The following is a 22871-nucleotide window of genomic DNA, read 5'->3' as shown; positions in this document are numbered from 1 at the left end:
GCATACAGCATGAGTAAGGGAGGACATCTTTGTGAAGCGGAGCGTATTTTTATTTTGGCTTTACTCGAACTTAACCATTCTATGTATTCCCATCGTCATCACGATGTTGGTTCTTTTTCAGTCGCAGCATTTATTGAGCTCGGAGGTCATTCGATCCAACAAAGCGCTGCTTAACCAGGTGAAGCAATCACTAGACAATCAGTTCAAAGATATTAAGCGGATGGGTCTCCAGCTTTCCCTGGATCCTAAAGTCATTAAGTATGTTAATCAAGCTGATTTCAACAATTCACAAGTCAAGATCGATACACTGGATTTGATCACTTCGCTTCGTTCTTATGCCGCCTCGAATGGGGATATTAACGATTTATATGTATATATGAAAAAAGGGCATTTCGGGGTTACGACATCGACAATGAATCAAGATGAGCTCCTTTTCCAATTGCTCCACGCAGGAAATAAAGGCATCACCATGAAGCAGTGGAGCGACAGTATGGAGAAAATCTACTATGGAAATTTCCTTCAATTCGCTGACGATGACATGGTGTACATGCAATCACTGCCGATTCAGAATGCCAGCGAAGCGCCGGCAACACTTGTTGTCATGCTGAATGCAGAACGCTTGAAAGCGGCCATCTCGAATATCCAGATTGCCCAAGCAGGCAGCGTGTTGATACTCGATTCCACCAATAAGCTGCTGATGACGGCAGGAGAATCGGATCATGTATCCGATATTGATTTTAAGCAGATTCGCTCAGCGGAAGGCTCATTTAGTCAAAAATGGGGTAAGGAAGAGGTGACGGTTTCTTACGTTTCCTCGGTTGAAAATGAGTGGAAGTATGTTTCCATCGTTCCTACGAAAATTTATTCAGCCAAAGTAAGTCAATTGCGCAGTTGGATTTATGCGGGCTTATTTCTGTGTATTTTTGTCGGAGGTCCGATGTCCATTTGGCTGACGCGAAGACATTATATGCCGATCCGCCGCATGGTGGATTTGGTTTCTCCGAAGGTGAAGTCCAATCTCGAAGGGATTGGGAATGAATTCTCATTGCTCCAGTCCTTCATGTCGGAAAATGAAGCTTTGCAGGTTACGGCAAACCGAACTATTCAGAAGCAGCAAGACGTGCTGCGCAGCCATTTTCTGGCACGGCTGCTCAAAGGCAGAGTCGAGAGCGGTTCTGCACTCGCGCAATCGATGGAATCGTTTGACCTGCGGTTCGAGACGAACCGTTTTGCCGTATTGCTGTTTCATATTGGCGATTATGAGGCTTTGTTTGCTGATAGCGGGTCACGTGATGCGGAGTCCAAATTACAGTATGTCTATTATATTGTGACGAACATTACGGAAGAGCTGATTGGCCGAAAACATACCGTGTTCACGACCGAGGTGGACGGTATGATCGCTTTTCTAGTTAATATTCAGAATGACGATGAAGTTCGGACGAAGCAGGAATTGATTGAGATTGCGCAAGAGGCGCAGACGATTATTCAGGGGAAATTTTATATTCAGCTGACGATAGGAATCAGTGATATTCATCCTCTTTTAACCGGAATACCCCATGGGTTCGATGAGGCGCTGGAGGCGCTGGAATATAAATTCGTCATTGGTCCAAGCCAAATTATACCGTTTGATCGGATCAAACGACCGAAGAATGAGTTGTATTACCCGCTGGATATGGAGCGGCAGCTGATTAATCATATTCGAACCGGGCAGTACGAGGAGGCCATGGAGGCCGTCAGTGAACTGATCGTAACGAATGTGTCGGACGGCACGTTGTCACTGCAGCTCGGCAAGCTTCTCATGTTTGAACTGATCGGCACGATCTTGAAGGCTATCGAGCATCTTGATCAGGGTCCTAATGAACTTGCGGTAGAGAAGCATGCGCTCATTAAACAATTGACCCAGTGCGAGTCCTTTGTGGAAATTGAAGATGAAATTTATAAGTTTTTGAAAACCGTCTGTGACTACGTCGATTCCAAGAAGAAAAGTCATAATACGAATCTGAAGGATCAAGTGCTGAGTTATATTGATGAGCATTTGGCGGATATGGATTTGAGCCTGACCTCGCTGTCTCTGAAGTTTGAAGTGAATGCGCCGTATTTATCGCGGTTCATCAAGGAGCAGTCTGGGGAAACGTTTATTGATTACGTTAATAAACAGCGTGTCCAGCTGGCTAAGCAGTTGATGACGGAGACCGATGATACGATTACGGATATTACACAAAAGGTCGGCTTTTCGAACAGTAATACCTTCATCAGAGTGTTTAAACGCTATGAGGGGATTACACCGGGGCAGTTCAGGAAAGGTGAATAATGCTGGAAAGAGGCAAGAATAAGGCAAAAATTAAAGTGCCATTTTGTGTGCTGTGATACAGAATGTTGTCCGTTTATTGGCTATAATGAGTAAACTAACAAAAAACGACAAATTATTCTGGGAGCGTGTAAAGCATGAAATGGAAACTTAACATTGTGGTTTCGATAGCAGTTCTGGGTAGTTTGTTAAGTTCTGCGGCATATGCAGAGCCTAAGCATGATAAAGGTTCGGATCAATCTAGTTCGAGTACAAGTTCAAGTACAGATTCAAGTTCAAGTTCTAAATCAAGTTCTAAACCAAGTACAAGTTCTAATGATCAAGTGGATGTGAAGTTGAAGGAGAAAAAGGAAAAAGAAGAAAAGGAAAAAAGAAAGAAGGATTTTGGGGAACATGAAACGGTGACTTCATCTACCTACGGTTCTCATGGTCATATGGGGTATAAAGGTTTACAAAACGCGTACGAAAATGTCAAAGATCGCCCTGCAGGTGCCATCATTTCCAAACTATTGGAAAAGTACAATTTACAGCTAAGTGATACGGCAGATATTGGTTCAATTCTCGCGGACTCAGCCATTGAAGCTGAGAATAACGGGGATTTGGATATAGCTGCAGAGATTCAAACAGAAGTGATTAAATCAGACTCTACGAACCTGACTGTATATAAAAAGCTTGGAGCACTGAATGGTAAGAGAGGCAAATTAGGTGTTAAAGCGTTTGTCAATGGCATTGAACCTAACTTTGAAGTCCCGCCATTTATTAAAGAGGGGAACACATTAGTTCCTTTCCGAGCGATTGCTGAAGCCTTACAGGCTACCGTTACTTGGAATCCAGAAGATAACTCGGTTACCGTAGTGAAAGATGGTGTCACAGTGAAGCTTGTGATAGGTGTTCGTAAAGCCTTTGTGAATGGACAAGCCGTCGATCTAGAAGTGGCCGGAGAAGTCTACAATGGGTCCACGATGGTGCCGGGTCGCTTCATTAGTGAAGCGCTGAAAGCCGATGTGCAGTGGGAACCAGAATCACAAAGCGTCGTGATTAACGAGGTTGAAGAACAAACGCCGGACCAAGGCGCGGCACAGGAGTAAGTACAAGAGAGCGCCTGCAAACCGGAACACAGGAGTACGGTACGCGAGACGCCCGCAACCTTCGAGGTTTGCGGGCGTTTTTATTATGAAGAACCGGATGGACAAGCAGGTTGTAAAATCCCCTTTATACAGATGAAGGGGAACCACGATGCGTTATTTCGTGATAAACACGTTGAAAATAGGATTAGCGGAACGTGGATACGTTATTTGCTGAAAAAGGTGAGATCCGGAGGCAAAAATAACAAAATAACGTCCTGTGGTTCCGCGTAACGTAGTATTTGAGTGGTTTTCGCCAAAATAGCGACTCCTAGTTCCGCTAAAGTCCAAGCGGCTGCTGCGTGGCATGATGCTTCGGTTTGAATTCACTTGGCGACAGGCCGGTCCAGCGCCGGAATTGCCGCGAGAAGTGGCTGGCCGAATGGAAGCCGAGCTTCTCCGCAATGTCTGTCATCGGCAAATTGGTTGTGACGAGCAGCTCTTTGGCTAGGTTAAGCTTTTGCCGGCTGATATACTGACGCGGTGATAGTCCGTACACCTTGGAGAAGAGTTTGCTGCACTGACTGCGGCTCAGATTCAGCTCTTTCGCAACCCCCGCGACGGACGCCTCCTCGCAGAGACCGAGCGACAGCTTCTCTTCAATGGCATGGGCAACATCCGCGGTGAACAAGGAGGCGTTTTTGTTCACCGTTTGTGCATGTTTTTGTTTGTGCGATGAATCGTGTTCGCGCAGTAAACGAAGTACATCATGGATGATAAGCAGGGTGTAGGAATGCAGCAGCAGCTTATCCTCGAAGCGCAAATAGGGTTGCTGCTCTTGCTCATCAGTATCCTTCGACCGATTGCGATGCATGACGGCCTCTAATTCGCTCAAGTAGAACTGAAGCTTGCTTTGCTCCGCATCCTGATGATGGATGTGCCGATAAGGAGTAGTCGAGAGCAGGCTGCGTATTTCGGGATCATCGAGATCGAAATGCACATTAAAGTAGCCATAATCTACAGAAGCCAAATTCGAAGATTGATGCCTGACGCCGGATTTGATCAGCAGCCAGTCTCCTTGCCGCATCGTAATCGATTCGCGGTTCATTTCTTGCACAACTTCACCCTCCGAGCAGTAAAGCAGCTCAAACAAATGATGATGATGCCGAGGGTAGTGCCATCCCGGGGGCTTTAAGCCAAAATGACATCCTACGACTTGTAAGGTATTGATCATATTCGGAAAACGGTACAAATCTTCCATGAAGAGCTCCCTCCGTACATCATCTCTGTACATTCAATCATATCACTCAATTGGCACATTTGGTATAGAAAATGCTCCATTTGGAGATTGAGGATTGACCGCCTTTTCAGCGATGATTAGATCATTCATACACTATCGCAATCATTCGTCGGAGGGATAACCGTGGCCAATTTACAAGCCCAAAATAAGCAGTTTCTATTAGATGGGAAGCCTATTCAACTCATATCTGGAGCTATCCATTATTTTCGTGTCGTACCTGACTATTGGGAAGATCGTTTAATCAAGCTTAAAGCCTGCGGGTTTAATACCGTGGAGACGTATATGCCTTGGAATTTGCATGAACCCGAGGAAAATGTTTTTAATTTCGCTGGCGTTGCAGACGTGGAGCGATTCATCCGGAAGGCTGGCGAGCTGGGGCTGCATGTGATTTTGCGACCGAGCCCTTATATCTGTGCGGAGTGGGAGTTTGGCGGATTACCAGCATGGCTGTTGAAATATCCAGAAATGCGGCTTCGCTGCATGGATCGGTCTTATTTGGAGAAAGTTGACCGTTACTATGACACGCTGATCCCTCTATTGGTCCCACTGCTTAGCACGAATGGTGGACCCATCATTGCGATGCAGATTGAAAATGAATATGGCAGCTACGGCAATGACACAGCGTATTTAACGTATTTGCGGGATGGACTCATCAAGCGCGGTGTAGATGTTATGCTGTTTACGTCTGACGGTCCGGAGGACGGCATGCTGCAAGGCGGGACGGTTCCAGGCACGCTTGCCACGGTGAACTTCGGTTCTAAACCGGAGGAAGCTTTCGATAAGTTTCGCGAATACCGTGTTGATGAGCCGCTCTTTTGCATGGAGTACTGGAACGGTTGGTTTGATCACTGGTTGAAGCCTCACCACACACGTGAAGCGGGCGATGTTGCAGACGTATTCGACCGAATGCTTCGCGCTGGCGCCTCAGTGAATTTCTACATGTTCCACGGCGGGACGAACTTCGGCTTCTACAATGGAGCGAATTATCATGATAAATATGAAGCGACAATCACCAGCTACGACTATGATTCGCCTTTGTCCGAATGCGGAGATGAGACGGAGAAATATAGAGCTGTCCGCAGCGTGATTGCAGGTTTTCTAGGCAAAGATGTTAAGGATTTTCCGGAATGGCCAGCACCAATTAAGAAGAAAGGCTACGGTCGTATCACGTTGACTGAAAAAGCAGATATGCTTGACCATTTGTCGCATCTCACTGAGCCCGTTAAGAGCACTTATCCAGTGCCGATGGAAAAGCTGGGCCAAAGCTATGGATTCATAGTTTATTCCACGCATGTATCTGGGCCACGTACCGGTGAAAAGCTGCACCTGCAGGAGGTACATGACCGTGCGCAAGTCTTCTTAGACGGTGTCTACCAAGGCACGGTGGAAAGATGGGACTCGCGTCCACTCCCGATGGACATTCCCGCTCAAGGCGCGAAGCTGGACATTGTGGTCGAGAACATGGGACGCGTTAATTATGGTCCTAAATTAAAGGACTATAAAGGCATTACAGAGGGTGTAAGGATGAACAATCAGTTCTTGTTTGATTGGACAATATATCCACTCCCACTGGACGACCTGACGGCGATTCCGTTTGGACGCACCGCTGAGGTGAGTGAAAGGAATGATCGTCCTGCCTTTTATCGAGGGGAATTCACCGTGGAAGAATCGGGGGACACATTCGTTCGTTTAGACAGCTGGTCGAAAGGCGTAGTCTGGATTAACGGGTTTAACTTGGGTCGTTATTGGGAGAAAGGGCCGCAGCAAACGTTGTATCTGCCGGCGCCATTACTGCGAATTGGACGCAATGAAATTATCGTATTTGAATTACATCATACGGAGAACCCGGTCATTGAACTGACGGATAAGCCGGATTTGGGATAACTCGTAATCGGAGGGATTGACAATGGCATCTACAATGGCGATCAAAAGAGTCATCATTCTTGGTATAGATGGAGCGGGGGCATTCGTCAGCGAAGCGGATACGCCGTATATCGATGTACTCCTCCTGGGAGGAGCTAAAACGGATCATGCGCAAACCGTATTTCCCTCCAATAGCGGGGAATGTTGGGGTTCACTGCTGCATGGCGTAACGCCGGAGAGGCATGAGTCCCATTTGAATATTAAAATGGAACGGAACTACCCAGTAGCCTCGGCAGCGCCTTCCATATTTCAAATCATAAGTTAAGCCAAACATAACAGTAGGATGGCTTCCTTCGTCTCATGGAAACCAATTCAGACAGGGATCATTGAAGAGAACGATGCGGTTTATAAATACGCTGCACCGGATGATGAATTGGTTCCTGCCATTGCCGCGTATATCCGTAACAATCCGGATTTTGAGCTGCTGTTCGTTCAGTTGGATGATGTGGATGCTGCCGGCCATCGGCATGGGTATGGCTCCGAGGAGTACCTAAAGGCGATCATACATGCAGATAATCAAATCGGTGAGATCAGTAAAGCCATTTTAGATGCAGGAATGCTGGAAAACAGTCTGATTATCGTAACGACGGATCATGGCGGCGGGGGCTTGGATGCTTTCAATCATGGCAGCGATCATCCGAAAGACATGACGATTTTCTGGGGCTGCCGTGGTCCTGGCGTTCACTCAGAGGCTGACTTGGCTGGCCTGACTATTATGGACACGGCTGCCGTTGCGCTGTCTGCGCTGGGCCTGCCACTCCCCGGTAATTGGGATGCCAAGCTTCCGAGCGGATTGCTGGTGAAATCGGGGCAGCGCTAAAGATAAGGCACAACGACTGGAGCTAGCAAGACGCCGTATGGATTCAGCGCGAATGAGTCAGTCTCAAATTTTTCGTGAGGAACCTCCAAATCCACTTCAAGTGGAATGGAGGTTCTTCTTTTTATCATGGAGAACGGAAATCGCAAACTGGCTTTTGGTGATGTGTGTGACGTCGGAACTGGCTACGCTGGCCGGGTTGTAGGATTTCCGCTCCGTAAGGATGTTTTTCATCACTATAGTTTGAACGAGGCGGGAATGTGTTCCGTTAACGATATAAAACATCGTTAGATGATGCGGAATCAAGCTAATTAGTCCGATTTCCGCTCCNGATGTTTTTCATCACTATAGTTTGAACGAGGCGGGAATGTGTTCCGTTAACGATATAAAACATCGTTAGATGATGCGGAATCAAGCTAATTAGTCCGATTTCCGCTCCGTAAGGATGTTTTTCATCACTATAGTTTGAACGAGGYGGGAATGTGTTCCGTTAACGATATAAAACATCGTTAGATGATGTGGAATCAAGCTAATTAGTCCGATTTCCGTTCCATAGTGATGTTTTTCATCACTATAGTTTGAACGAGGCGGGAATGTGTTCCGTTAACGATATAAAACATCGTTAGATGATGCGGAATCAAGCTAATTAGTCCGATTTCCGCTCCNACTATAGTTTGAACGAGGCGGGAATGTGTTCCGTTAACGATATAAAACATCGTTAGATGATGCGGAATCAAGCTAATTAGTCCGATTTCCGCTCCATAGTGATGTTTTTCATTGTTAAAGTGTGTGTGAAAGAGGAATCGCCATATTTAACGATGATTAACATCACTATATCTAATGCAACGGTGGGGCAACACCAACACCAGCACTCAGCACTCGGCACCAGCACCAGCACCCAACTCCAACTCCTAGTAGCGCTTCTCCCAACCTGCGTGGGCTCCAAAGCCCAGCCTATTTTGCAATCAACAACCCCTTTCATCGAATAATGTGCTCATGAGAGGAGGGAATGCGTTGGTGCAAATAACGATCGCCGCTGTCGGAGATTTGTTAATGAAAAGTGAAATCATTGACTCTGCGAAACAAGGAGACGGATATTCGTTTGATTCTATTTTTGAACCCATTAAACCTTATCTAATGAACCACGATCTAACGATTGGTAATCTGGAGACGACCTTCTCTGGGAACAGGCAATTGGGCAGGATGGGAATCCGCCCCAAATGTAATTGTCCAATGGAACGGAGGAATCCGAGAACCGGGTATCCTGTATTCAATTGCCCGGATGCATTGGCAGCAACGCTGAAAAACGCAGGGTTTCATGTATTAACAACTTCCAATAATCATTGTATGGATGGTGGTGTAGTTGGCTTAAAGCGAACGTTAAAGGTCCTCGATCAACACGGGCTCAAGCATACGGGTACCTCTCGTTCCCTTGATGAAGCTAAACAGCATCTGATAATGCATGTAAAAGGGGTGAATATTGGCATTTTGGCCTATACCAAAGGGACGAATGCCATACCTGTTCCTCATCGTTGGATGGTAAGCCCATTCGATCGAAAAAAAATGATGGCAGATATCCGTCAATTGAAAAACAAAACCGATTTCATCATAGTATGCTTACATTTTGGGAAAGAGTATCAGACGTATCCGAGCAGAGATCAGAAGCAATTGATGCAGTTCCTTTTTAAACAAGGCGTTAACGTAGTCTTAGGCTCACATCCGCATGTGCTGCACCCGATAACTCAGACTGTAGTGAAAGACAATGATGGTAAGGTGCGTAATCGAGTCGCGGCTTCCTCCTTAGGTAACTTCGTATCGTCGAAGCTGACAAAAAGTGAGAATACGACTCGAGGTATGATTTTGTCTTTGACTCTAACTAAAAGTGAAAGTGGTGTCATAGATGTTCTTAAAATCGACCAAATACCAACGAAAGTGGAGAAAAGGAAAGCGGATAAGACTACGTTTACAGTTGTTCCATTAGATAAACATCAAAAGGGAGATTTTTTAAACTCCATACTTCGGACATAACAAAGTGCCTCTCCGTCAACACATGGGAGGGGCACTTTTTTACATTGTAGAAAAGAATTAATTAATTTCCGCCAGCTCCGGAATAACGACGACTTTCTTCAAACGCTGGGATTCCATACCCGCAAGGATGGTTTGAAGCGCTCTATAACCATCCACTCCGGTAATGTCATGGCCGTTGCCAGACAGAATACCATCGACAAAATGATGGATAATGCCCGAATTATGCTGCTCCCCTGCCTTATTGCTTTGCAATGCTCCGACTTCATGGAAATCTCTCATACCATCTGAGTATTCAACGATCACTCCGAAACGGTCATCGGTTCCGATTTTAAGTGTACCTTTTTCGCAGTATAAAGTAGTGGAGTTAATTTCATTCGCATAGTTAGTCCAGCTGGCTGTTAACGAGCCGACGGTTCCACTCGCTGTTTTCAATAAGATCATCGAGTGATCGTCCACGTTCGTAGGCTTATGCAGCGTCGAGCAAAATGCCGTGACCTCCATGATACTATCTTCCAACAGCCAGTGGATCAAATCCGCTTTATGGATGCCTAAATCCCCTAATGCTCCGGAAAAGGCGTGCTCCTGGTTGAAAAACCAGCTGTTTTTGCCATCTATGCTCCAATGTTCGGGTCCAGAATGACCAAATACCGTGCTAAAGCTTAACACCTTGCCTAGTTTTCCGGATTGTAAAATATCTTTCGCTTTGCGATGTGCCGGCATAAACCTTTGATTGTGGCCGACCATTAAAAATACATTCTGTTCTTTGGCCGTGCGAATCATAGCTTCCGCTTCTTTCAGAGAGGTGGCCATCGGCTTTTCAACCAGTACGTGCAGGCCTAATTCCATGGCTTCAATGGACACGGAGCTGTGAAGATGATTCGGCGTACAGACGGAAACGGCGTCAATCCCGCCACTCTGCAGCAGTTGTTGATGTGTCTGGTAGGCATTCGGTATTCCAAACTGCCTAGCGACTTCTTGTGCGCGTTCCAAATTAGGGTCACATACAGCTACAATGATTACATCCTTATGTGCAAGGTACTCAGGCAAGTGGCGCCGCTGTAAAATGGCCCCGCATCCAATCAGTCCTACCCTCAATTGTGATTTCACAATTCGGCTCCTCTCTTCCGATTTCATCATTTTAATTTCGTCCAATCAAACAGGACACCCATGGCCGAACTGCGGTTTTGCACCAATGAATCGTACACCTGCGGGGCCTCCAATGGGGAAGGATGATGGGTAATCAAAGGCAACACGTCCATTCGTCCCTGTGCGATATAACTTAAAAATAAGGTGGCCATTTCGGGGTGATTCCAACCTTGGTAATTCATAGAGGCGTGGATGCCCAGAATGGAAACGGAGTTGGACACAACATTGCGGCCCATTCCTTGCTCAGAGGGTGTAGCTGTATCTCCCAGCAAAATAACTCGTCCCAATGGCTTGACCAGCCGAGTGGCTTGGGCTAAAACTGCCGGATGTCCGGTAATATCGAAGATAACATCCAGCATCCTGCCATCTGTTTTATGCTTGATTTCTTCATGCGCTTTTCCCGCATCCATGGGCAGCAGATGTATGCCGGGTCGTTGCCCAACCAGCTGCAAACGGCTCTCTGCAGGATCAATGGCGAAAATTTCTTTGACCCCAGACAGATATAAATATTGAGTAACCAGCTGTCCGAGAATTCCTAGACCAATGACACCTACCGTTTCTCCTAACTGCAGCTCTGCTCTTCTTACACCAAGCTGTGTTGTTTTGGAAAGATTGATCCATACGCCCTGCTCGGCGCTGATATTCTGCGGAAGAAGGTAGGCATGCTTAGCATCTGTTTTAAAATATTGCGTATGCGAATGCTCGACAAACACGTGATCTCCTTTTTGTATCCCCTTAACTTCAGGGCCAACTTCAAGCACTTCAGCCACCATGCAATAACCGGGATAGAACGGATACTTCACCCAGTCCGACCAGTTGGTTTCGGGGTCAAATACACCTCTAAGGCATTGAAGTTCCGTCCCTGTACTAATCAGCGAGCATAGAGCGGCACATAAAATTTCGGTCTGGCCGAGTGTTGAATCGAACGATTCATTTCGGACCTCAACCTTTTGTTTTTCTGTGAAAACGATACACAGTGTTTCCATTTCCTTACCTCCTCGAACGGGTCATTTCCCCTCGAGATTAGTGTATAGGGTTCAGACTTACAAAAATAGAGCACAACTTTGCTGAAGTTTAACACTTATACAGGTGGTGTGATGGAGATATTTTCAACTATTTTTATCAAACAAATGCTTGTATTGAACGGGGGAAATGCCTGTGTATTTCTTGAAAAGGCGGGTAAAGGTTTGGAGGTCGTTAAATCCGAGGGTGCTGCTGATTTCGGTAATGTTCATTTCCTGCATTTCCAAAAGAGATTTCGCTTTTGCGATTTTCATTTCCCGATGCAGAAGGATAGGTGATTTACCGAACATCTCTTTGAAGTGGTTGCTTACGTAGGTTGGGTTCATATGTAAATCGTTGGCTAAATCCGATAATGAAAGCGAAGCCTCGGGCTGAGTTACAATCTTCAATAATATGGACAAAAAGCTGTGAGACGGCTGTCGCAAATCCGTGGTATTCATACTGCCCAAAGCATTGTCCAATAACAAATAAAGCAATTCTAGAGATTTTGCTTTTTGCAAAATGATGGTAGGGATATGACCTTCCCTTGTGGTGGAGAGAATGAATTCGTCGAATACAGCCTCGAATTTTTTATGATTTTTTAGCGGATAGATGTAAGGGATCTGTAAAAATGGCAGCACATCGATCACATTCTGAATCTTGTAAGTAAAATGCCACCAGAGAAACTCGGTTTCCTCATCGCTATCTTTATATTGGTCGTGTTCCAGAAAAGTAGGAATAAAAATGACGGATCCCGGTTCAATTACATAGATGTTGTCCTGAACTCTGAGTTTGGCCGAGCCTTTTCGCACATAGGTCATCATGTAATACTCTTGAAATACACGGTTCCGGTAGTTCATCTCGCGACGGCGATGGATATCAAACTTTAACACTTTTAACTCGGCTGTTTCCAGCAGAGATGAGAGCATATCATTCTTCATGCTAGTCAACCCCTATCTTAAAGTTGATTATATCATAATTACTGGTTCTTATTTGATTCTTATCTAAAACTATTTGCAGAAAAATAGGACGGAATACTTACGAAAAAAGGTTTGACAGTCGTTTTACAATCGCTTAACATGAATTATATGAACCAGATAAATACCAAAAAGAAAGGAGGGAAGAGATGAAAGCAGTGATTTCCTTGAAAGGCAAGGTTGAAGTCTTAGATATTGAAGAACCTTCTGTTGAAACGAACCATGTACGTGTTGAAACCTGGTATTCCGCAATTAGTTCGGGCACAGAGCTTCTGCTGAAAAACCTGATGACCGATTCTCCCATTCAACTTGGTTACAGCGCGATGGGAATTGTACGGGAAATCGGGGAAGGCGTCTCCCATGTGAAGGTAGGGCAGAGGGTCGCTTGTTACGGCTCCCCTTATGTGAAGCATGCGGAATTCTTAGTGGTGCCTAAGCATTTAGTTGTTCCGCTTCCAGATGAGTGCGGCTCCAAAGAAGCATCCTTCGTTGGACTTGGTGCGATCGCAATTCATGCGCTGCGGCAAGCGGATCTGCGTTTTGGAGAATCGGTTGTCGTGGTTGGACTAGGTATATTGGGACAAATCGTATGTCGGATTGCAGACGTTTCCGGCAGCAGGGTAATCGGGCTTGATTTGTTGGCAGAACGCTGCGCCAAGCTTTCGGAAGCATGTGCCGTACAAGTGTGTGATAATGTACAGGATGTTAATCGCTCTATCGATTCGTTTCAACCGCATGAAGGTGTTGATGCGGTCATCATCTGCGCCAATGGTGCCAATTCCGGCATTATTGATCAAGCCCTTCGCTGGATTCGCGACAGAGGGAAAATCGTCATTGTCGGCGATGTGAAGATGGACTTCGATCGGGAGTTGATGTTTGCCAAAGAGGCGCAGGTGCTCATATCACGCGCTGGTGGTCCTGGGCGATATCATGACAGCTACGAAAGCAAGGGTGTCGACTATCCGATCGGCTACGTACGTTGGACAGAAGGTCGCAACATGACGGAATTTATTCGTTTACTTGCGGAACGACGGATTTCCATCCAAACACTTATCACCCATGAGATGTCTTTACCATCGATGACAGTGGCTTACGAATTGCTTCGCGAATCTCCGCGAGACGTATTAGGCGTTCTCATTGATTACGGGAAGGAGCAAGGAGGGGGAGTTGAGAGTTCGCTAAGTACTGTACCTGTATCTTTATAAAATGTTGTAATGGCTGAATCCCCACTCCAGAAGGTGGCTTTGAGTCGTTCAACAGCTTTTGAATGGATAGGGGTATTGTGGATACCAATGTTGTATTTCCTACAACAATTCGCACGCATAAAGGCTATTATGCAACTTGAAGTTGCAGTTCGTACAACATTTTGAACCCATTTGCTGCAAAATCGCCTGTTTCGGGCTCAATTGTTGTACATTATACAACAATGAAGGGCGAGAGGTGGGTTCTAGGCAGCAATTGTTGCACTTTTTACAACATCATTCAACAAGAGAAAATGGATTCATTCATCCGGCAACCTCAAGTGTGCATAGCCTCGTTTTCCTTCATCAAATCCTACCAGTCCATGAGAGTATGATAGATACATCCAACCATTTTTCATTTAATAATAGGGTTGTCATGCTCCATGACGGGTCAGGTTACTAACTTTTCTTACTAATCAGGTTAAAAATGTAAGCGATTTCATGGTGACAATCGATCAATATCCCCTATCACCACACACACTGCCGATCGGGTAGAATTTAGAAAAAGGATGATGAGAATGGCTATATCTATGGGTGAAAGAAGTCCGTTTTCCAAATGGTTGTTGGGATTGTTAGCTTTGCTATGCTTAGCTTTTTACTTGCCCTCCAACGTACGAGCCGCTGAGGCGGCGGAGATCATTCCGGTGCCCAACTCCGGATTCGAGCAAGATTTGGTATCAGGAAAGATTCCGAGCTGGGGTTATTTTTCCGCCGGAATACCTTCAGGACTCTCAATATCAGAAACGACCAAATTCGCAGGGAATAGAAGTTTGAAGATGGAGAGAACAGGGGCAATAGCAGGTGCGCTTGGAGCGGAAAGCGTAAAACTGGCCGTAACGCCCGGAAAATCTTATGAGGCAGCAATCAAGTTGTATATCGAAAACTTTACAGGAACTCCTGCTCTTTGGATTCGCTGGCATGACGCAGCGGGGAAGCCTTTGAACAAACAGGCGACTTATAACATCTCCGCACCTCCGTTAAACAAATGGCTGGACATTCGAGCCCAAGGCATTGCTCCGGCAGATGCTGCCTTTGCGACGGTCTTCGTGTATGCTTCATCGGGTACTACCATGACGGCATATGTAGACGAGGCCCAGTTTATCCGCGTGGCCGATACAATTGCCGTGATCAATCCCGGATTTGAAGATCCTGTTTCCGGAGCAACTATTCCTGGTTGGGGGTTGTTCTCAGGCACGCCTGCAGGCTCTGCGTCTATAAGCAAGACGGAGCAGAAAAGCGGGTTGTCCAGTTTGCTGATTGAAGACACTTATACGGACAAAGCTGTTGGGCTCGCCACCCAAGCGATCAGTGTGAATGAGAACGGCATATATGAAGCGAAAGCCAGTGTTTACTTAGTATCAGGAGGTGCTGTAAACCTTTATGTAAAATTTTATAGTAACACAGGTATCGAACTTGGAACATCCTCCGTTTCATATGGTACACCGCTGAATACATGGAGCCAACTCAAAATAGAGGGTATAGCTCCAGATGAAGCGGCTACAGCGAAGGTTTTATTGTACTCCGGTGTAGGGACACTTAGCAAAGCGTATTTTGATGATGTTTCATTTATATATAAAGGTGACGCGCTTAAATTACCGTTTAAGTATGGCAGCCCTATTAATTTGGGTAAGCCGACGATCACAGCGTTGACTCAGGGGGGAACGATAGGCAACAATGAGTTTTATTTTGTAGCTAACGGCAATCCAGGGACTTTTTATGCCGTCGATGCCGCTACAGGGGAAATCAACTTCTCACAGGCTGTTCCCGGCACAACACAAACTTGGGCAGTTACGGTCGGATCGGATAAGAACGTCTATTTTGCCGCTTCGCAAAATCGTGGTTTCTGGAAGTACGACCCGAAAGGAAAAGTTATTACTTCGGTGGGGAATGGAAATCCATCCGATAACTTTGTATGGGATCTGGATGCGAGCTCCGATGGCCTCATCTATGGTGCCACATCCCCGAATGCCAAAGTATTCAGTTACAATACAAGAACAAATGAGTTTGCCGATCTTGGCAGAATGCAAGCAACCGAGCAATATGCCCGGGGAGTCGGGGTTTCCGATCGATACCTGTATACTGGAATAGGTTCGTTAAAGCATTTGATGCGCATGGATCGGATTACGGGGGAACGCACCGAGATCACGCTTTCATTTACTGGGAAAACCGACTTCGTGCACAACATATGGCCCTACAATGGACTCGTATATATTGTGCACGGAACCTCGCTCTCCATCATGGATGAACAGACAAGGGAAGAGAAATTGCTGATACGTAATGATGCCCCAGAGGCATTTGACGGTTACCTATCTCCTCCGTCACCTTATAATTCTGATCTGATCTATTATCGAAATAAAAATTCAAGAGATCTGTGGACTTATAATGTCTCGACGAATACGGTGCAGCCCGTAACGCCGCAAGTGAAGCTGCTGGAATATGGGACGAAAGCGATCAATTGGATTACATTGCCGGATAGCGGCGACAAAGTGTTGGCTACTTTATATGAGAATGGATACTATACGCTTTACAACCCGCAAGATAATTCTTTACAGACCTCCTTAATAGCTATAGCAAAGGATGGCGTCGATGTTCAAAGTCTGGCGGCAGGGCCTGACGGCAAGCTATATCTCGGCGGTTTCATTGATGGAATGACCATATTCAATCAGTCAACGCAGAGCTTGGAGAGACAAATGTCTAACCCGTATTCTCCGCACCAAATTGAGGAAATCGGCTTTTTGAACGGCAAGACCTATTTCGGCAATTACGGCGGGGCGCGCATTAACCGCTTCGATGCAAGTCTGCCCTATGAATACGGGGAAACGGTTGCACATAATCCTGGCCTCGTTTATACAATCCCGAATTTTCAAGACCGACCCTATGCGTTCGCTTCCGGTGATAACAAGCTCTTTATTGGAACGATACCAGGTTACGGGGGACTGGGGGGCAGTTTAACGACCTACGATGACACAACTAAATTGTGGAGCTCAACCCGAAATGTTGTGCAGGATCAAAGCATCATTGCTCTCGCTTATAAGAATGGCATTGTTTACGGAGGCACGTCGGTAGAAGGAGGTCTCGGTTCCACCAGGACGGCTGCAACAGCCAAGCTGTTCAAATGGAATGCGGCCACAAACACCAAGTTGGATGAGTTTGTACCCGCTATCCCGGGCATCTCATCGTTCAAATTGCTCGGCGGTCTGTCTTTTGGACCTGATGGACTACTTTGGGGCGGAGCATGGGGAATTGATACTGAGGGTGTGGACATATTCGCAGTCTATGCGCTGAATCCCGACACTAACGCGGTTGTTAAGAACAAGTTGGTTTACCCGGGGGCAAAAGGCGGTAGTCCATGGAGAGGCTTTTATTTACGCTGGGGGCAAGATGGCTTGCTGTATACGACCATAGCGCGCAACGTAACCGTATTCGATCCTGTCACTCTGAAATACCGTAAACTTACGGAAACGCAATCGAATCTGTTGGACCTGGGAGTCGACGGAAGCATTTACTATACTTCGGGACCGACGCTGTTTAAACTACAAGCTCCTTTGGCTCAAGCTTCTATATCAATGGCTAAGGTTACGCTGGATCAGGGGCAAAGTGAGCCGATTATCAGTTCCGGCGTTCTGGAGAACGGACTGCCTGCCATCTTGGCAGGGGGCACCACTTCCTTCACAAGCAGCGACCCGACTGTTCTGTCCGTTGTGTATGGGGAGGTTAAAGCGCTCAAAGCGGGAACGGCGAACGTTTATGCTGATATTACTTTAGGTGGAAAGACGATCAGAACGAACACGATCGGAGTTACAGTGACTCGCCCACTGGTTATTGATCCGACCTTTACTGCAGATAAGACAACGCCAACCAACACGGACGTCACCGTAACGATCGGCTATCCAACTAACGCTGCAGTAAAAGAATATAAACTGGGTGCAAGCGGTACATGGGATGCATACACAAGCCCTATCGCGTTTTCGGAAAATAACACCTTATATGCAAGAGCAGCGGATGCCGCAGGCAACGTTTCGAATGAAACCAGTTATGTGGTAAGCAATATCGATAGAATAGCTCCAGTTACTACAGCGAGCGTATCGCCTCTGCAACCGGATGGACCGAATGGGACGTACGCAAGTCCGGTCACAGTTACATTGATTAGCAGCGATAGCTCATCGGGTGCAGCCAAAACCGAGTACAGTCTGGATAACGGGACTACATGGCAGCTTTATTCGACGCCGGTTACGTTTGATAAGCAAGGTCAGGTCAGCGTGAGTTATAAGTCAACGGATCAAGCAGGGAATGTTGAGTCTCCTCAAATGGTTAGCTTTACGCTGTCGTCTACAGCTGTTAAGGTTCAACTCAAAGACAGCAGCGGAAATCCACTCAGTGGAGGGGTAGTCAGTTACTACGACGGAGGATGGAAGGATTTTGGCACAACGGATGCCACTGGATCTGTAAGTAAAACATTGCCGAATAAAAGCTACACCTTCTCGATGAAATATGAAGGTACGATCAAGGAAAAGGTGCAAAACACGGGAACCGATACCGTGGTTGCGTTCCAGACGGTTAAAGTCAAGCTGCAATTGAAGGACAGCCAAGGGAATCCGCTGGATGTCGGCAGTGCGAGCTACTATGCAGGAAGCTGGCGTGCTATCGGAACTACAAGCGGCGGTGAGATTAGCAAGGAATTATTGCCTGGTTCCTATACGTTTGACATGACTTATGAAGGAACGCACAAGGAAAAGGTACAGAATACCGAGACTGACGCCGTGGTTGTGTTCCAGACGGTTAAAGTCAAGCTGCAATTGAAGGATAGCCAAGAGAATCCGCTGGATGTCGGCAGTGCAAGCTACTATGCAGGAAGCTGGCGGGCTATTGGCACTACAAGCGGTGGTGAGATTAGCAAGGAATTATTGCCTGGTTCCTATACGTTTGACATGATTTATGAAGGAACGCACAACGAAAAGGTACAAAATATTGGAACTGATCCTGTGGTTGTCTACCAGACGATCAACGTTAAGGTGCAGCTGAAGGATAGCCAAGGGAATCCAATTAATGGCGGCATGGTAAGCTATTATGCAGGAAGCTGGAGGCCCTTCGGAAATACAACCAGCGGAGAGATTAACAAGGAACTACTATCTGGTTCTTATACCTTTAGCGTGACATATGGAGCAACTCGCAAGGAAAGTGTAAATAACATCGCAACAAATCCAACGATACTATTTCAGCTGTGAATATAGTCTTACGATAGCTGCCGAAGGTGGGTTCTTGCCACTTCGTAGGCCGTGCAAAAAAAATGGGTAGGGGAGCGTTCGCTCCTCTACCCATTTTTTTGTTGATATTTAGGCTATGAGGCAAGCCGAGGCTTATCCCCTTTTAGTATGATATGTGTTTTACTGTGCTGAGTGAGATTGTGATACATGCATAATACTGTATGTTCGAGACTGTCGATTCATTCATTCGCGGTAGAATAATGTTGTAAAAAGTGCAACAATTGCTGCCTAGATCCAGCCTTTCGCCCCTCGATGTTGCATATTGTACAACAATTTGGCCCAATATAGACCATTTCACAACAAATGTGCTCAGAATCGGAATGTTGTACGAAATGCAACTTCAAGTTGCAAAATAGCCTTTTGGCGTGTGAATTGTTGTAGAACATACAACATTGGTAATCACTATTGCCCATCTGCCCTCACGAAAGCTGAATGACCCTAAAATCACATTTTGGAGTTGTGAATACCAGTTGTGAATAAATCGACAGTGTTTGTTCTGAAACAATTTAGTCCTTTTCTCATGCTATAGAGCAACTTGTCTATCCTAATAGGCGTCTCTCAGCCTTCGGCAAACCGTCTCGAAGTCATCGAGCCGTGCCCAGTAAAGCTTGAGAATGTGCCTCATGGTTTCAAGTTCGTGGAAAGTAACATTCATGTCGGTATAGAAACTAAATGTCGGGATGATGTCCCGGTACATGAAGAACCGGGAAGGACGCGCTAACGTTTCTTCCCCGATCCACTCCGCTGCCGTTTTGACACTAGGAATGGTAAGGGTTGTTTTGCGAATATGCAGCTGCGCTTCGTTCGAAACGAGAAAATCGAGCATAGCTTGGGCTGCTTCCTTTTGTTTGCTTGACTTAATGACCGCAAGACCAATGATTAAAAGCTGAGTCTTCGCTTCCAGCGAATAGGGAAGCGGTGCGATGTCATAATTAAATTCAGCATTACGCAAATGGTTCAAGCTGTAATAGCTGGTCACGATCATGGACGTTTTTTGCTGCAAGAAAAATCGTTCGGCATCAGAGTCATTCTCCGACATATAGACGGTGTCTGGGTTCATTCCTTCAAACAGTCCAAGGCTTGTTTGCATCGCTTTTCGAAAATTATCGTTGTTGAAAATCAGCTTACCATGCTGGTCTCGTTCAAAAACGACCTTGTTTTGCAGCAAAAAGAGCGGCCACCGATTGATGGATTGCAGGTGAAACAAGATGCCGATTCGGTCATGCTTTTGGGTTAAGGCTAGCGCTGCTTTCTGGACATCGTTCCAACTCCAACTGCTATCCGGCTCTGGCAATGCTGCTTCTTTGAAATGATCTCGGTTATAACATAATACGATCGGTGAAAAAATAAACGGCTGCACGTACAAATGATTGTCTTTGGTGAACGGTCCAGACAGAAAGGGATACGTGCTATTCTTTCGTTCAAGCGGCTCTAGGATATCCGAGACTGCTCCAGTTTCAGTAACCGTTTCGTAGTTTTGGGTATTTAACGTGATAAGGTCGAGCCCGTCTCTCTCCATGGCTTCCTTCACGTTCTGAGAAAAATACGAATTCGAAAGAGGAATCATCTGGACGACAATATGCGGATGCTGTTGTTGAAACTTTTCGACTAGCTCTAATAAATTAGCTTCAAGAGTGAGGGTAGGGTAATAACCGAATTTCAGGGTAAGCTTTTCGTTTCGACCCGTCCCAACAACGCGCGTCCCGATTCGCGGCGCTTTTTCGATCATCTCTTGATCGAGTAGCAGCTCCAGTCCTTTGCGAACCGAGTTTTTACTAAGTTGAAATTGTTCAGCAAGTGTTAATTCGGAAGGTAAAAAGTCACCGGGCTGAAGTTTTCCGGTTACGATGTCGCTCTGTAATGTCGTGACCATATCTTCCAGTCGGGTTCGGAAGGTTGATCGTTTGGGTTTACCCGCCATTTATTTTAGAACCTCCGGGCCATTCAATGTTGGTATCTATCTGGGTTATATTATAGTATGCCAAGCTGATCAGACACAAGGTTCGTAATCTTGCTGTCATCATTTTTTTCTAACTAAATGTCGGATTGCATAAGATTTCATAGTTTTTTCTTTATCATTTAAATACATCAAGTGTTAATTTACATAACAAACAGTTTACATCAATGATGATTCATCGAAGGGGGGGTTCCATTGATCTCATTTCGTCAAGTAGAGAAGCATTACGGCGATTTCCATGTGCTCAAAGGAATTAATCTTCAGATCAAGCAGGGGGAAGTCGTTGTCGTTGTAGGTCCGTCAGGTTCTGGCAAGAGTACACTGCTAAGATGTATCAACCGACTGGAAACCATCACTAGCGGTGAGCTTGTCGTGAATGAGTACAAGGTCAGTGATAAGAAAATGGATATGAACAAGCTGCGTCGAGATATCGGCATGGTATTCCAACATTTCAATCTGTATCCGCATAAGAAAGTGATCGATAACATTACACTTGCTCCGATGAAGGTGCATGGTATGGCTAAGAAAGAAGCCGAAGAGATCGCAATGTATTTTCTGGATAAGGTTGGTATTCAGGATAAGGCGTACAGCTTTCCTTCACAGTTATCCGGCGGGCAGCAGCAACGTGTGGCCATTGCGAGGGGACTGGCGATGAAGCCGAAAATTATGTTGTTTGATGAGCCCACATCAGCCTTGGATCCGGAGATGGTTGGAGAGGTTCTTGATGTCATGAAGGCGCTTGCAAATGAAGGGATGACGATGGTTGTGGTTACACATGAGATGGGCTTTGCCCGCGAGGTAGCCAACCGTGTTGTTTTTATGGACAAAGGTCAGATTGTAGAAGAGTCGCCTCCAGAGGAATTCTTCGTCAACCCACGAGAAGAAAGAGCCAAATTATTTTTGAATCGCGTACTTAACCATTAATAAGGAGATGAACAAAACGATGATGTCAAAAAAGTGGAATTTCATGTTTATGTTAATTACGATATTCGCATTGGCGGGGTGTGCCTCTAACGGCACAAAAGGAGGCGCATCAAGCACTCCGGCTAACTCTCCGGCAGCAAGCAGCGCTCCAAGCACTGCAAAGCCGGCAGGTGGAGCGACCGTTCTGGATGAGATCAAAAGCAGAGGCAAAGTTGTCGTTGGTGTGAAATTTGATACTAAGCTATTTGGTTTGAAGAACCCGACTGGCGGCGAAGTTGAAGGCTTCGACATCGACATTGCGAAAGCATTAGCAAAAGAAATCCTGGGCGATGAAAAGAAAATTGAGTTAAAAGAAGTAACGTCCAAGACGCGCATTCCGATGCTCGACAACAAGGAAATTGACATGATTGTCGCGACGATGACGATTACCGAAGAGCGGAAGAAACAAGTTGAGTTTTCCAATGTTTATTTTAAAGCAGGACAGTCTTTGCTCGTCAAGAAAGGCAGCCCTATTAAGAGCGTAGCGGATGTTAAAAAAGGAACAAAAGTATTGGCTGTGAAAGGCGCTACTTCCGTTGCGAATATTAAAGCGAAATCCCCGGATGCCACTATACTTGAGTTTGATAATTATCAAGATGCTTTCAGCGCCCTGAAAGCGGGTCAAGGGGACACGTTGACCACAGATAATGCCATCCTCTATGGCATGATGGTACAAGATAAGAATTTCGAAGTAGTTGGCGAACCGTTCACGGATGAGCCTTATGGTATCGCAATTAAGAAAGGCGAGACTGCTCTTACAACTGCTGTGAATGATGGACTGAAGAAGTTGGAATCCAGCGGTGAATATGCGAAAATCTACGAGAAATGGATTGGCAAAGCGCCAACCAAATAAGAGTAACAAGAATAAAAGAAGAGATGGG

General features: G+C 45.9%; 15 protein-coding genes. 10 read left to right on the top strand and 5 right to left on the bottom strand.

Translation table 11 applies throughout. The annotated features are described in order from the left end of the window. Window positions 1–31: 31 nt before the first annotated feature. Together ASG85_RS08630 and ASG85_RS08625 are read left to right on the top strand one after the other, a co-directional pair. On the top strand, window positions 32–2311 hold the full coding sequence (locus ASG85_RS08630; protein ID WP_060645960.1) for a helix-turn-helix domain-containing protein: 2280 nt from the start codon (window positions 32–34) through the stop codon (window positions 2309–2311). 134 nt (window positions 2312–2445) lie between these two features. Further along, complete coding sequence (locus ASG85_RS08625; RefSeq protein ID WP_060645959.1) at window positions 2446–3396, top strand: copper amine oxidase N-terminal domain-containing protein; 951 nt, start codon at window positions 2446–2448, stop codon at window positions 3394–3396. Between the two features lie 316 nt (window positions 3397–3712). Here the strand turns inward: ASG85_RS08625 and ASG85_RS08620 are convergent, their stop codons facing one another. Then, window positions 3713–4633: a response regulator transcription factor gene (locus tag ASG85_RS08620; protein WP_060645958.1), complete on the bottom strand. Its 921-nt coding sequence runs from the start codon at window positions 4631–4633 to the stop codon at window positions 3713–3715. Between the two features lie 162 nt (window positions 4634–4795). Here ASG85_RS08620 and ASG85_RS08615 point away from each other — a divergent pair, with 162 nt between their 5' ends. From ASG85_RS08615 to ASG85_RS08600, 4 genes are all read left to right on the top strand, one after another. Further along, window positions 4796–6556 carry a glycoside hydrolase family 35 protein gene (locus ASG85_RS08615; protein WP_060645957.1) on the top strand — a complete coding sequence of 587 codons (1761 nt, stop codon included), beginning with the start codon at window positions 4796–4798 and terminating at the stop codon, window positions 6554–6556. 22 nt (window positions 6557–6578) lie between these two features. Further along, entirely contained in the window at window positions 6579–6860 is a 282-nt protein-coding gene (locus ASG85_RS36845) for a hypothetical protein (protein WP_060645956.1), read from the top strand. Window positions 6861–6878: 18 nt separating this feature from the next. Continuing rightward, complete coding sequence (locus tag ASG85_RS08605; protein ID WP_060645955.1) at window positions 6879–7415, top strand: alkaline phosphatase family protein; 537 nt, start codon at window positions 6879–6881, stop codon at window positions 7413–7415. 1014 nt (window positions 7416–8429) lie between these two features. Continuing rightward, on the top strand, window positions 8430–9440 hold the full coding sequence (locus ASG85_RS08600; protein ID WP_235550099.1) for a CapA family protein: 1011 nt from the start codon (window positions 8430–8432) through the stop codon (window positions 9438–9440). A 57-nt stretch (window positions 9441–9497) separates the two neighbouring features. Here ASG85_RS08600 and ASG85_RS08595 read toward each other — a convergent pair whose 3' ends face one another. The 3 genes from ASG85_RS08595 to ASG85_RS08585 form a co-directional block, all read right to left on the bottom strand. Beyond that, window positions 9498–10547, bottom strand: coding sequence for a Gfo/Idh/MocA family protein (locus ASG85_RS08595; protein WP_235550093.1), 1050 nt, complete (start codon window positions 10545–10547; stop codon window positions 9498–9500). Window positions 10548–10573: 26 nt separating this feature from the next. Beyond that, window positions 10574–11572, bottom strand: a complete 999-nt coding sequence (locus ASG85_RS08590; protein WP_060645953.1) for a zinc-binding dehydrogenase — start codon at window positions 11570–11572, stop codon at window positions 10574–10576. A 123-nt stretch (window positions 11573–11695) separates the two neighbouring features. Further along, window positions 11696–12529 carry a helix-turn-helix domain-containing protein gene (locus ASG85_RS08585; protein WP_060645952.1) on the bottom strand — a complete coding sequence of 278 codons (834 nt, stop codon included), beginning with the start codon at window positions 12527–12529 and terminating at the stop codon, window positions 11696–11698. A 185-nt stretch (window positions 12530–12714) separates the two neighbouring features. On the opposite strand from ASG85_RS08585, the gene ASG85_RS08580 reads away from it, so the two are divergent. Next, window positions 12715–13770, top strand: coding sequence for a zinc-dependent alcohol dehydrogenase (locus tag ASG85_RS08580; RefSeq protein WP_060645951.1), 1056 nt, complete (start codon window positions 12715–12717; stop codon window positions 13768–13770). A 554-nt stretch (window positions 13771–14324) separates the two neighbouring features. Then, on the top strand, window positions 14325–19031 hold the full coding sequence (locus ASG85_RS08575) for an OmpL47-type beta-barrel domain-containing protein (RefSeq protein ID WP_060645950.1): 4707 nt from the start codon (window positions 14325–14327) through the stop codon (window positions 19029–19031). A gap of 583 nt (window positions 19032–19614) precedes the next feature. Here the strand turns inward: ASG85_RS08575 and ASG85_RS08570 are convergent. Further along, window positions 19615–20991, bottom strand: coding sequence for an extracellular solute-binding protein (locus ASG85_RS08570; RefSeq protein WP_060645949.1), 1377 nt, complete (start codon window positions 20989–20991; stop codon window positions 19615–19617). A 231-nt stretch (window positions 20992–21222) separates the two neighbouring features. Between ASG85_RS08570 and ASG85_RS08565 the strand changes: the two genes are divergently transcribed. Beyond that, window positions 21223–21951 (top strand): amino acid ABC transporter ATP-binding protein, encoded by a 729-nt coding sequence (locus ASG85_RS08565; protein WP_060645948.1) that lies wholly within the window; start codon window positions 21223–21225, stop codon window positions 21949–21951. A gap of 19 nt (window positions 21952–21970) precedes the next feature. Continuing rightward, entirely contained in the window at window positions 21971–22843 is an 873-nt protein-coding gene (locus ASG85_RS08560; RefSeq protein ID WP_060645947.1) for a glutamate ABC transporter substrate-binding protein, read from the top strand. Window positions 22844–22871 lie beyond the last annotated feature (28 nt).

Source organism: Paenibacillus sp. Soil724D2, from assembly GCF_001427935.1.
Taxonomy (GTDB): Bacteria; Bacillota; Bacilli; order Paenibacillales; family NBRC-103111; genus Paenibacillus_E.
This window is presented reverse-complemented; position numbering and strand designations above follow the sequence as displayed.